13 protein-coding genes are annotated in these 11640 nt (G+C 55.8%); 8 read left to right on the top strand and 5 right to left on the bottom strand.

Features of this window, described 5'->3' with window-relative positions; genetic code table 11:
* The first annotated feature begins 222 nt into the window (after positions 1-222).
* Both K5905_RS15465 and K5905_RS15460 read left to right on the top strand, forming a co-directional pair.
* Positions 223-996: a sulfite exporter TauE/SafE family protein gene (locus tag K5905_RS15465; protein WP_297585519.1), complete on the top strand. Its 774-nt coding sequence runs from the start codon at positions 223-225 to the stop codon at positions 994-996.
* Positions 986-2044 (top strand): D-cysteine desulfhydrase family protein, encoded by a 1059-nt coding sequence (locus K5905_RS15460; RefSeq protein ID WP_297585517.1) that lies wholly within the window; start codon positions 986-988, stop codon positions 2042-2044. Before K5905_RS15465 ends, K5905_RS15460 begins: the two co-directional genes overlap by 11 nt.
* Positions 2045-2116: 72 nt before the next feature.
* Here the strand turns inward: K5905_RS15460 and K5905_RS15455 are convergent, their stop codons facing one another.
* Complete coding sequence (locus tag K5905_RS15455; protein ID WP_297585515.1) at positions 2117-2911, bottom strand: aspartate dehydrogenase; 795 nt, start codon at positions 2909-2911, stop codon at positions 2117-2119.
* Positions 2912-3085: 174 nt separating this feature from the next.
* Entirely contained in the window at positions 3086-3625 is a 540-nt protein-coding gene (infC, locus tag K5905_RS15450) for a translation initiation factor IF-3 (protein WP_297585523.1), read from the bottom strand.
* Positions 3626-3939: 314 nt separating this feature from the next.
* On the opposite strand from infC, the gene K5905_RS15445 reads away from it, so the two are divergent.
* A complete protein-coding gene (locus K5905_RS15445) occupies positions 3940-4389 on the top strand; it encodes a translation initiation factor IF-3 (RefSeq protein ID WP_297585514.1) in 450 nt (149 codons plus the stop codon).
* 31 nt (positions 4390-4420) lie between these two features.
* On the opposite strand, the gene K5905_RS15440 is transcribed toward K5905_RS15445, so the two are convergent.
* Positions 4421-4795, bottom strand: coding sequence for a YkvA family protein (locus K5905_RS15440; RefSeq protein ID WP_297585512.1), 375 nt, complete (start codon positions 4793-4795; stop codon positions 4421-4423).
* A 174-nt stretch (positions 4796-4969) separates the two neighbouring features.
* Between K5905_RS15440 and K5905_RS15435 the strand changes: the two genes are divergently transcribed.
* A complete protein-coding gene (locus tag K5905_RS15435; RefSeq protein ID WP_297585510.1) occupies positions 4970-5398 on the top strand; it encodes a DUF4399 domain-containing protein in 429 nt (142 codons plus the stop codon).
* A gap of 144 nt (positions 5399-5542) precedes the next feature.
* Here K5905_RS15435 and K5905_RS15430 read toward each other — a convergent pair whose 3' ends face one another.
* Positions 5543-7231, bottom strand: coding sequence for an acyl-CoA dehydrogenase family protein (locus K5905_RS15430; protein WP_297585509.1), 1689 nt, complete (start codon positions 7229-7231; stop codon positions 5543-5545).
* A 164-nt stretch (positions 7232-7395) separates the two neighbouring features.
* On the opposite strand from K5905_RS15430, the gene K5905_RS15425 reads away from it, so the two are divergent.
* Positions 7396-8283, top strand: coding sequence for a YihY/virulence factor BrkB family protein (locus K5905_RS15425; RefSeq protein WP_297585508.1), 888 nt, complete (start codon positions 7396-7398; stop codon positions 8281-8283).
* A gap of 12 nt (positions 8284-8295) precedes the next feature.
* On the opposite strand, the gene K5905_RS15420 is transcribed toward K5905_RS15425, so the two are convergent.
* Complete coding sequence (locus K5905_RS15420; protein WP_297585506.1) at positions 8296-9195, bottom strand: DMT family transporter; 900 nt, start codon at positions 9193-9195, stop codon at positions 8296-8298.
* Between the two features lie 138 nt (positions 9196-9333).
* Between K5905_RS15420 and K5905_RS15415 the strand changes: the two genes are divergently transcribed.
* The 3 genes from K5905_RS15415 to K5905_RS15405 all read left to right on the top strand — a co-directional run.
* Positions 9334-9924, top strand: a complete 591-nt coding sequence (locus K5905_RS15415; protein ID WP_297585504.1) for a hypothetical protein — start codon at positions 9334-9336, stop codon at positions 9922-9924.
* Positions 9925-9983: 59 nt separating this feature from the next.
* Positions 9984-11339: a methyl-accepting chemotaxis protein gene (locus tag K5905_RS15410; RefSeq protein WP_297585503.1), complete on the top strand. Its 1356-nt coding sequence runs from the start codon at positions 9984-9986 to the stop codon at positions 11337-11339.
* Between the two features lie 130 nt (positions 11340-11469).
* The coding region (locus tag K5905_RS15405) for an FAD-dependent oxidoreductase (protein WP_297585521.1) at positions 11470-11640 on the top strand (171 nt) is incomplete at its 3' end.

The raw sequence follows: 11640 nt of genomic DNA, 5'->3' as shown, positions 1-11640 counted from the left end.
ATGGCAGATCGCGGAAGATTTCGGTGAACCTTTCACGGTGATCTCGACGGAGCCGCAATAGCAGGATCCTTTGTATTCCTCTGTCTGATCTCCCAAGCGTCTTCCTCCTCGAACGTATTTGGCTTGGCAAACATATTGAACTGCTTCGCATTTCTCGACGACTTTTTCCTCAAGCGCTCTGATTTTGATAGACGTTTCGTTCTGCGGTTTTAAGCTGACGACATGTTGACTTCATTCTTGGCAGATTGGCCGGTTCTGGATCTTGGTCTTGCCTTTGGGTTCGTCCTGCTCGGAGCTTCGCTGCAGGTGGCAACCGGCGTAGGGCTCGGGCTGATCGCCGGACCCGTATTGCTGTTTTTTCTTGATGGTTCTGCTGCGATCCAGACCGCCATTATTCTCAACCTGGTTCTAACGGCTTGTCTGTTGCCGAGCGAACTGAGGGACGTTGCAGGTCGGCCACTGGCTCATCTGTGTCTGTGGGGCTGCGTGGGAATTCCGGTGGGCACAATGCTGCTGCTGATTGCCAGTTCGACAAGTCTCAAGATTTTCAGCGGTATTGTTGTGTTGCTGGCTGTCGTGCAATTGCGATTTCTGCCAGCACAGAAAACCGCCAGTTCAAGTGCCCAGCCATGGATTGTCAGAGTGGGAGGAACAATCTCCGGCGGCATGACAGGCGCTCTTGCGATCCCGGGCCCAATCGCCCTTTGGACGCTTTTGAGTGGTGGTCTGAAACCGGCTGCCGTGCGTGCAACACTGCGAGCCTATTTCTTCGTTGCCTACACCGTTGCGCTGATTATTCACCTGGTCCTGTCTCAGCGCGAGGAAGGCAGTCTGACCCTTTCTGCCGTGCTGCTTCCCGCCGTCGGACTTGGCATTGGATTGGGATTGCTTGGCAGGAATGTCATCAGTTCGGAACGTTTGCGTCAGTTTTTGGAACTCATTCTTGTCGTCATGGGAATTTCGCTGTTAAGCAGGGGGCTTTGGGATGCCATTTAACCGTCTCGCCGACATGGATCTGCTGCCGGAGCTGGCCTGGCATCCGCGTGTGGATCTCGGACTGATCCGAACAAGCCTCGATCCTCTGGAGCGACTGGGACGCCGGCTCGGCATATCGCTTTTTGCCAAACGCGATGATGTTCAGCCTCTGGCGATGGGAGGCAACAAGACGCGGCAACTGGAGTTTTATTTGGGACTGGCAGCGAAGCAGGAGTGCGACACGGTTCTGATCACCGGTGCAGTTCAATCCAATTTTGTCCGCTCATGTGCCGCGGCAGCCCGGAAACTCGGCTGGCACGCAGTGGTTCAACTGGAAGACCGGGTGCCGAACGACGACCCTGTTTATGCCAGTTCCGGCAATGTTCTGCTCGATCAGATGCTCGGCGCCGAAATCCACTATTTCTCCGAAGGCGAAAACGAAGCCGCCGCCGATGCCAATCTCGACCGTATGGCCGAAGACTGTGTACGGCGTGGCAAGAATCCTTATGTTGTTCACCTGGGTATCGACTCTCCGCCGGTGGGCGGTCTCGGATATGCCTATGCGGCCGCGGAAACCTGGCGACAGTTCGAAGAGCTTGGTGTTTTTCCGGACCATGTGGTCATTCCATCAGGCAGCGGCTTGACCCATGGCGGATTTCTGGTGGGTGCCAGGGCCATTGGCTGGAAGGTTCCGGTTCACGGCATTTGTGTGCGACGGTCAGCGGAGTTGCAGTCACAACGGATTGCGCGGCGTTCCGGCGAGCTGAATGCCATGATTGAAAACAAGGCAACTTTGCAACCCGAGGACATTCTGGTTGATGACGTAACGCTGGCACCCGGTTACGGCCGAATCAATGAAGCTGTTTCCGCAGCAATCACCCACGCAGCCCATGATGAAGCGCTTCTTCTTGATCCCGTCTATAGCGGTCGCACCATGGCCGGCCTGATTTCCCTGGTGGAGCGAGGCGTTATCGAGCAGGGATCCACTGTCGCCTTCATACACACCGGCGGCCTGCCGGCGATCTTTGCGTATCAGAACGAATTGAAGCCCATCACCGATGCGGGCTAGGATCAAGCCGGAAATGCCAGCCGCCTCTCTGGCGCAAGGGCGTTGTCTGGTGATTGAGCGCGGCCAGAGCACCTAAAAAACGATTGTTCCGGTCTGTTGTTCAATTGAGCTGATGACACTCATTGCCGCAAGAGCGGAGCTTCTGGCATTGTCGGCAAGCGCCCGTCCTGAGAGCCGGAATTCGAATTCACCGAATTGGCCACTTGCATGAATTTCGTGGATGTTCGTCGTGATGTTCGGATCAGCAATCAATTCCACTTCGGTTCGGTCGAATCCAGCTCCTGAAAGAGCCACCGCGGCGGCGACATTGGCGTTTTTCGGATATTCGATTGCTGCCTGACGGGCTGTGCCTTTGAAGTGTGTCCGGGCTTTGCCATCCATTAGATCCAACGGCAGCTTTGCTTCCGCAGGTGAGCCGAGCCAACCCCCTGGTGGTTTGCGTCCCGTGTAGCGAACAGTATCGAGCTGCCCGACGCCTGCAGCTCTCAGACAGTCCAGTGCACCGATCGCTCCACTGGCAAGATGGAGTTTGTTTTTTCCTGCAGTCGCGGCCTGCCGAAGCCGGGTGAAAAGGTCCTGGTCCGCCAGGGCGCCAATGGATACGGTCGTGAGATCTTTTCCGGAGCGAAGAATGTCCGGGCCATAGTCCCGAAGGCCTGCGTGGCCCGCGCAATCAATAACGTGCTCGATCGTCGCTGGCAGATCGGCAACTTTGTGAACAACGGCCGGTATCCGTTCATCCGGATCAACGTCTGACGATGTCCTGTCGGCGCGCAGGATCAAAGCTTCGACCATGTGCCCCCGGGCGGCCAGGTTGACTTTGACATAATGGGCAATGGCACCATAGCCGATCAGCGCAATTTTCATCAGGACCTCGATCTTAAACCAAACCCAGAGTACCTTAAACGGTGGATGGCTGGTGAAATTCCAACGACTGTGACACGCAGCCGAACCCGCCGGTGCCGAATGTGAAGAAGTCTGCCATCAAAAAACCCCGCCGAAGCGGGGTTTCGTTTGTTCGGATCCATTTACCGGATCAGCTTACTTGATCGGAGCCAGGACCATCACCATCTGGCGGCCTTCCAACTTGGGCGAAGACTCGACCTTGGCTATTTCAGAGGTCTCTTCACGAACCTTGTTCAAAAGGTTCATACCAAGGTCCTGGTGCGCCATTTCACGGCCGCGGAAGCGTAGCGTGACTTTCACCTTGTCGCCGTCATTAAAGAAACGCAGCATGTTCCGCATCTTCACCTCATAGTCATGAGTGTCGATGTTCGGACGCATCTTGATCTCCTTGATCTCGACGGTCTTCTGTTTCTTGCGGGCTTCTGCAGCTTTCTTCTGAGCCTGGTATTTATACCGGCCATAGTCCAGGATTTTGCAGACGGGGGGATTTGCGTTCGGCTGGATTTCAACAAGATCCAGTCCAGCATCCACTGCGATATCCATCGCTTCTTCTGTCGGCACGACGCCTCGGTTGGCGCCTTCGTGATCAATCAACTGGACTTCGCGAACGCGAATTTCGTGGTTAGTGCGCGGGCCTTCCTTTGTAGGAGGCGGGGCGCGGAACGGACGGCGAATGGTCGCAATCTCCTCTATCGTTTCAATTTGGCGCTAAGTTTGGCTCGGTACTTACACAAAAAACCTCGGAACATAAGTGCCAAGGTGCTTATTGCGCATGTCCTAACGCCGACGCCTAAGCTCCTGCGAAATCGGCCAAAAGTCAACCAAAAACAGCGGTTTTTGCTTTGCTCGCTTTTGTTTTTGCAAAGCAGCGATGTCTTGTTGCGCTGACCTGGCCTTTCTCGACACAGCTTGCCAATACGCCTGTTGTATTCTGCAAGCCAAAGAGTCAAGTAAAGATCGGCTGTGTCATTTTAAAGGAAGGACAGGATTTGGACGGCGGAAAGTTTCTGATTCAGCTCCTTAAGATCGTCTGCGGTTTCATTTTCGGTCTCATTGCGTGCGGTCTGTTCCTTGCGTGGGGCTTTTTTCAGGCGGCGCATCCCCACGAAGATCCGGTTGCGTTCGCAACCATGGTGGGGACGGGTCTGGTCGGCGCGAGTGTCGTCGGGGCGGCAGCGCTGGTGCCTGCCGCCGTGCTGATCGTGCTGGCGGAAATTGCGCGTCTCAAGGGACTGGTTTTCCATGTTGCTGCCGGAGGCGGCATTGCCTTCCTTTTGTGGACGCTCGGTGGACCGGGGGAAGTTGGAGAGATCCGGCCCGGAAGTTCCATCGCGTTGGCTTCGGGATTTCTGGCGGGATTTGTTTATTGGCTGATTGCAGGTCGCACGTCAGGAAGCTGGCAAAACAGGGCCGGGCCAGACTTGTCGCAGATCGACTGATGGCAGCCAACTAAGTTCTTGCCGGTGATTGTCAGAGGTCGCCGTCCTCAAGCGCGTCCCGGGCCGCCTGATAATGATCATCGCGCATGTGACTGCGGATCATGGCGATTGCGGCCATGAGAACGGTGGCATCGTCCCCGAATCCGATACCGATGAGAAAATCAGGGATGGTGTCGAGCGGCAGCACGAAATAGGCAAGCGCCGCCAACAGTGTTGCGCGCACTCTGGCCGGTGTTGCCGGATCCATAGCGCAATAATAGCCGGCCACGACATCCTCCATGAACGGGATCTGACGAGCCGCCTTTCGAGCGGTTGCAAGCAGTCTTTGCCGGATCGTCCGTTTCTGTTCGTCCTCCGGACCCAGAATTTCGGGATCAAATCCCAGATCTTCGAATGTGGTGTTCATGAAGCCATTCTCGATTGCTGCCTTCATAAAAGATAGGTTTTGGCTCACAACTCTTCAACTTTGCAGGATTTATTCCTAAGTGATGTTGTGTAGACTTGTTCTGCGGGGCGCAGCCCTTTTTTTAGAAGTTACGCTCTGTTCGCGGAGTGACATGAGTTTTTTAAGGAGAATGACATGAAATTCGGCTTGGTATCGATATGCGCGGCAGCGTTTGCTGCAGTTGCGACTGTTGCCGGTGCAGGTGAAACCCCGGCGCCCGAGGGCGCAGAGCTGTATTTTATCAATGTGAAGGATGGCGATACGGTTACCAATCCGGTGACGATCCAGTTTGGCCTCAAGGCCATGGGTGTTGCCCCTGCCGGCACGGAAAAGGAAAACACCGGCCACCACCATCTCCTCATCAACGAGTCATTGGAAGGTGAAGAACTGAATGAGCCGATCCCGGCGGATGATCAGCATATTCACTTCGGCGGAGGTCAGACCGAAACAACGCTCGACCTGCCGCCAGGCACTCATACGCTTCAACTCGTTTTGGGAGACTGGACCCACATTCCGCACAACCCGCCGGTGATGTCCGAGAAAATCACGATTACTGTTGAATAGATCTCAGCGCTATTGACGAAGTTCGCGCGTCAGGGGCCTGCCGGTCCCAAATGGCGGAAGGAACTTCGATCGCAACAGGTCTCACCAAGGATTGTGAGGGGCGGCGCTGCCGCCCTTCTTGCATTTTGTGTCACGTGCCGTGCATCAGGCGTTCCCGCGTGTTTCCAACAAGCGTCGAGCGATCACCTGGGCCTGAATTTCGGCAGCTCCCTCAAAAATGTTCAGGATGCGGGCGTCGCACAGAACGCGGGAAATGGCATATTCCTGCGCAAAACCGTTGCCGCCATGGATCTGCAGGGCATTGTCGGCGGCTGCCCAGGCAACGCGTGCGCCAAGCAGTTTCGCCATGCCTGCTTCCAGATCACAGCGTTTGCCGGAGTCTTTTTGCCAGGAGGAGAAATAGGTCAGTTGTCGTGCAATCATCAGCTCCACGGTCATCAGGGCCAGCTTGTCAGAAACGCGTGGGAAATTGACCAGCGACTTGCCGAACTGAACCCGCTCTTCCGCATAGCGAAGTCCGAGGTCGAGAGCTGACTGTGCCACACCGAGCGCTCGGGCGGCGGTCTGGATACGGGCGCCTTCAAAGGTCTGCATCAATTGCTTGAAGCCTTCGCCCTCGACCTGTCCTAGCAGGTTCTCGCCCTTGACCTCAAAACCGTCAAAGGCAATCTCGTACTCCTTCATGCCGCGATAGCCGATGACTTCGATCTCGCCGCCACTCATGCCTTCCGCCGGAAACGGGTCTTCGTCCGAACCTCGCGGTTTTTCCGCGATGAACATGGAAAGTCCCTTGTAACCCGGCTCTTCCGGGTTTGTTCGGGCAAGCAAGGTCATGATATCCGCGCGAACCGGGTGCGTGATCCAAGTCTTGTTGCCCGAGATTTTCCACGTGTCGCCTTCCTTGACGGCGCGGGTTCTCAAGGACGCCAGGTCCGAACCCGTATTGGGCTCGGTGAAGACCGCTGTGGGTAGAATTTCACCAGAAGCAATTTTCGGCAGCCAATGCTGTTTCTGCTCGTCAGTGCCGCCGCACAGAATGAGCTCGGCCGCAATTTCCGAACGGGTTCCTAGGGACCCGACACCGATATAGGCCCGCGACAGTTCTTCGGACACCACGCACATGGCTTCCTTGCCAAGACCAAGGCCACCAAATTCTTCAGGAATGGTCAGGCCGAAGACACCGAGCTCAGACATCTGATTGATGACATCGAGAGGAATATATTCATTTTTGAGATGCCATTCGTGGGCATTCGGGACGACGGTGTCTTCCGCAAAGCGCCGCATCTCGTTGCGGATCTGCTCCATCATCTCGTCAAGGCCGGGATCACCAAAGGTGGAATGACCGGCCTGATCGCGGATGAGGCTGGTGATTTCGCTGCGAATTTCAGGTGAATTGCCGTTTGCGATCAGCGCTTCAATATCCGCCGTTTGCAGGGAACGGGCTTCCTCGGGGGTGATGCCGAGGTCAGGCAGGCGGACAAATTCGCCCTGGTTCATCGGAATGCCACCGAAAATCTGTGCCAGGTATTCAGCAAAACCGAGCCGGACGATCTTGTCTTCAAGCACGCCGTAGCGGCCTTGCTCGGTCAGGCGCCGGGCGTAAGCATCGAGCTGGCGAAGTGATTCGACATAGGTCGCCAGCCAGGCCAGACCGTGGGCGGCCCGCTGTTCTTCTTCCATCCGCCGGGACGAGATGCGGCCCCCCTCCGTCACCAATTCCCGCACTCGCTGCGCTGCAAGATCAAGCAAACGGTCAAGCGTGGCGACGGCAGCTTCCGTTTGTTCGGAAAGATTATCCCTCGATTCTTCTGCCGTCATGGCTGCGGTGGACATAGGCGATCTCCGTTTTCATTTGTTGCGCAAACGCGCTTTTTGTTGAAGCTATGTTGCGTCGCACACCGTCATTTGTCGAGCAGGAATTTGTTCACCTTTTGGAGGGGGCCTGTTTTGAGAAGTCATCACTTGACGAAAACAAGCCACAAAGGCCACATCAAGTGATGAAGTTGAGCCAGACATTCACGGTCACTTATGCCGTCCTGAAGGACGCCATTGGTCATTTTGCCCGCGATGACGGATTTGCGATGGCCAGTCACGTCGCCCTTTCAGGGTTGTTGGCAATCTTCCCGTTGCTGATCTTCATTGCGTCGCTTGCGGGTTTTTTCGGGTTCAACGATGCCGCCGATACTGCTTCGGATCTGCTTTTTGATGCCTGGCCTGAAAGTGTGGCGGCGCCGGTCGTGCGCGAAATCCATAATGTGCTGACAGTTCGACGAGGAGATTTGGTGACATTTGGTGCCGTTGCCGCGCTGTGGTTTTCTTCCAACGGCGTCGAGGCTTTGCGCACCGCTCTCAACCGGGCTTACCGGCAGCAGGAAGCCCGTTCGATCGTTTTTCTTCGCCTTCAGTCCCTGGGACTTGTGCTCCTGGGGGCCGCTATTTTGCTGGCCTACACGTTTCTTGTGGTTCTGGCGCCCTTGGCGATAGAGACGCTGAAGTCCTACGTGCCGAAGGTTGAACCTTTCCTGCTCTCCATCAACGTCGCCCGCTACACACTTGCAGGATCCCTGCTTGTGATCGGATTGTTCATCACCCACTGGCTGCTGCCCGGGGGAAAGCGGTCCTTTCAGGATCTGTGGCCCGGCGTGCTTGCCACATTGGTAATGTGGATCGTGGCAGGCAGCGCCTTTGGTGCATATCTTGCGAGTTTCGCCAACTACGTTTCCACCTATGGCGGTCTTGCCGGCATCATGACCGCGCTGATTTTTCTCTATATCTGCGCGCTGGTGTTCATTCTCGGTGGGGAACTCAACGCGGCGATCTCCCGTCAGCGGCGCTTGTGGGAGAAGCAGAAGAATCGGGGCAGGACAGTAGCGGCGGAGGTCTGAGCGCTCAGGTTATCAGACCTTGCCACCAGAGGTTTGGCGGGAGGTTCGGGTAGAGGTTCGGATTGTCAGAACCGCACTGATCACTAGCGCCATGCCACCGATCTGAACGGCTGAGAGTGTTTCGCCAAAGAGAAAATAGCTCTCGACCGCAGTGGCAACGGGGACCAGGTAGAACAGGCTAGCAACCTGCGAGACCGCACCTTCACGGATCAACAGCATCAGCAGCAGGATTGCCCCGACCGACAGGACAAGGACGAGCCAGGCCATCGCAAAGATCAGATCGCCCGACCAGGTAATCTGCCAGCTTTCCGACAGGCTGAACGGGATGGTGACAACAAGCGCTCCAACATATTGCCAGATAGTGGCTGCCAGCAGGTCGATGTTCTGCGCAAAACGTTTCTGATAGACCGTGCCCAGACTGATGGCGACAACCGAAACAAAAACGGCGGTAATGGTGACCGGATTGATACCGGTGCCGCCGAGATCGAATTTCGGGCCCAGAACCAATGCCAGTCCGCAGGCACCGATTGCCATGCTGAGCCAATGTTTTCTTGACACGGTTTCCCGCAGGAGCATCACAGCCATGAAAGCCGTCAGTACAGGCTGCAGACCGACAATGATGGAGGACGCGCCCGCCGGCATGCCCTGTTTGATGGCCCAGAAAACACCCCCCAGATAGATCCCGTGAACCAGCATGCCGGTCACGATGCAATGAAGAACTGCCTTTGGCGTTGTCGGCCAGGATTTGGTGAGAAACAGTGCCAATATGAACAAGATCGGCAAAACCAGGACGAAACGGACCGTCAGAAATGCCCAAGGGTCGATATAGGGTGCCCCGAGTTTGGAGCCGACAAAGCCGGTTGACCAGAGCAGGACAAAAATGACAGGTGCGGCTTTGGCGAGAAAATTCAACTGCAGCCTCAATGGGAAAGTGTGCTGCCTTAGAACTGGAGGCAGCCTCGGATTGGCAATTTACACGCTCGTTAACCGTAAATTGGCATTTTTAGCCAACTTTGATCTGAGTGTCAGAGCTATAGGGGACATACGCTGGTGGCCTTCAGATCGCAATCACCTTTTCAGATCTTGTCGAAACTGTCGGTCAAGGTTCGAGTTCTCGCGCTTAGTTTGTTCACGATTGTCGGACTTGTCGCAATCGGCGGTGTCTTCTTCTGGAGCCAGAACGAACTAAATTCCGCGTTTGCCCGCATGGGTGACAGCTCGATGCTGGCGGAAAGTGTCGCGAAATTGTCCGAGACCACGGCGGATCTCAGGGCAATTGAAAAGCGGTATCTGAATGCTCCGTCCTCTGAGAGCTTCAATGCTTTCGGCGAAACGATGCAGGCGGCCAACGAAACACTTTCAACTGTTTCCGCCAGTGCATCGGCTGCGAACTATTCTGCAAAAATTGCGGATGCCGAGGACACTTTGCAGGGGACGCAGGGCGCGTTCGAAATGCTTGATTCTGTTCAGCAAAAAATCGGCTACGACAGTTCCCAGGGATATCTGGCCGTTCTGAACGAGAAAACCGGCGCGGTTAAGGACCGGCTGCAGGAAGAGATGAAATTCGGCGGGGGCCGGATTTTGAAAAGCTCGCCCGGGCAATTCTCGCCGTACAGCTCGCCGAAAAGGAATTTACGCTAAGCAATACGCCAGCAGCAATAGAGGCGTTCGAAACGCAATTTGCCGCCTTCGAGAAGCTCTTGAAGAAAGTCTACATTTCAGATGCGATCAAGAAAGAGCTTGCGGACAACATGGCAGTCTACAAGACAACTTTCGACGCCTACACGGCAGCTGCGGGTGAAAAGACCAATGGCGTTGCCCTTCTGGAAGACCTGTTCGAGCTTGTTCCGCCACACGTCGCATCTCTGAGCGCAGCTGCCGCGGACATACAGAAAGAAGCGTCGGGTCAGCTTGAAAGGGCCCGATCTATCGCCGCATTTGCAATTGGTGGAACCATACTCGGTCTTCTCGTTCTGCTGCCGGCCATTGCCTGGTTGATCGGGCAATCAGTCGCCCGCCCGCTTGCCCGTCTGCAGACAGCGATGGAAACGCTTGCCAGCGGGCAAACAGATCTCGATTTGCCGGAAGCTGTCGGCAACACCGAACTTGCATCCATGAGCCGGACCGTACAGGTGTTCCGTGATAACGCGGTTGAACGACAACAGCTGGCCGCGGCACAGGATGATGAAAACCGGCAAAGAGCCGAACGTGTCGCGCGTTTGGACGATCTTATTGGTCACTTTGAAGGCACAGTTTCTGCGGCACTCAACAGCCTGGACCGGGCAAATGATGAACTGAAGCAGACTTCCCAATCCATGGAGAAGGCTGCCGACGATGTTGCCGATCAATCCAATGAAGCGACCGGTGCTGTGCGCAACGCGGCGGAGAACGTGACTTCGGCAGCGCATTCGGCCGAAGAACTGGCCGCATCCATTTCAGAAATAGCCGGACAGGCCAACAAGTCCACCGAAGTGGCCCAGCAGGCAGTCAAAAGCGCGTCTTCGACGGTTGCTACCATGCAGGAACTGTCAAGCGCAGCTGACCACATTGGTGAAGTGATGGGGTTGATCCGGGATATCGCAAATCAAACCAATTTGCTTGCGCTCAATGCGACGATCGAGGCGGCCCGTGCCGGAGAAGCCGGCAAAGGCTTTGCTGTCGTCGCGGCGGAAGTAAAGCAGCTCGCGGACCAGACGTCCAAGGCGACCGAGGATATTGCGGTTCAGATCGAGGCGATTCAGGGATCCTCTGGTCAGGCGGTTCAGGCAATTGAAGATGTCAACAAGATCATTTCCGACATGGAAGGTCTGGCATCTGCAGTTGCTGCTGCGGTTCAGCAGCAGGATGAAGCCGTTCAGGCAATTTCTGAGAATGTTTCCAGTGCCTCAGCGCGCTCCGAAGATGGCGTAACGAGCATGGCGGCTGTTGGTTCCGCGGCGGAGCTTGCTCGCTCGAATGGCGCCGAAGTGGAACAGCTTGCAGCATCTTTGGGTGAACAGGGCGCGTTGATCCGGCACGAAGTTGCCGAATTCCTGCAAGGTGTTCGCAGCGCCTAAATCTTCGAATTTCCACCGAGACACCGCGATGTTTTCATCGCGGCGATTCGCCCGTCTGGCGGGCGGTCATTCTTCGTGCTAGGCCATGTGCCAAGGTCTGAAGACCCACGCGTGAAGAAGGCGAATTGGAATGCAGGAAGAAATCGTCATCGTTGGCGCCGGACAAGCCGGTGCCCAGGTTGCTCAATCTCTGCGACAGGGTGGATTTGAAGGTCCGCTGCGCCTGATCGGTGACGAACCGCATCCCCCTTATCAACGGCCGCCGTTGTCAAAGAAGTTCCTGGCCGGGGAAATTGGTGCC

Origin of the sequence: Roseibium sp., assembly GCF_025698965.1 — a bacterium.
Taxonomy (GTDB): Bacteria; Pseudomonadota; Alphaproteobacteria; order Rhizobiales; family Stappiaceae; genus Roseibium.
Note: the sequence above shows the minus strand (reverse complement) of the source record. Positions and strands in the feature narration are given on the sequence as shown.

Coding starts and splice junctions, on each gene's coding strand:
- K5905_RS15465 (WP_297585519.1), top strand. CDS start 223: ATGTTGACTTCATTCTTGGCAGATTGGCCGGTTCTGGATCTTGGTCTT.
- K5905_RS15460 (WP_297585517.1), top strand. CDS start 986: ATGCCATTTAACCGTCTCGCCGACATGGATCTGCTGCCGGAGCTGGCC.
- K5905_RS15455 (WP_297585515.1), bottom strand. CDS start 2,911: ATGAAAATTGCGCTGATCGGCTATGGTGCCATTGCCCATTATGTCAAA.
- K5905_RS15440 (WP_297585512.1), bottom strand. CDS start 4,795: ATGAACACCACATTCGAAGATCTGGGATTTGATCCCGAAATTCTGGGT.
- K5905_RS15435 (WP_297585510.1), top strand. CDS start 4,970: ATGAAATTCGGCTTGGTATCGATATGCGCGGCAGCGTTTGCTGCAGTT.
- K5905_RS15430 (WP_297585509.1), bottom strand. CDS start 7,231: ATGTCCACCGCAGCCATGACGGCAGAAGAATCGAGGGATAATCTTTCC.
- K5905_RS15425 (WP_297585508.1), top strand. CDS start 7,396: ATGAAGTTGAGCCAGACATTCACGGTCACTTATGCCGTCCTGAAGGAC.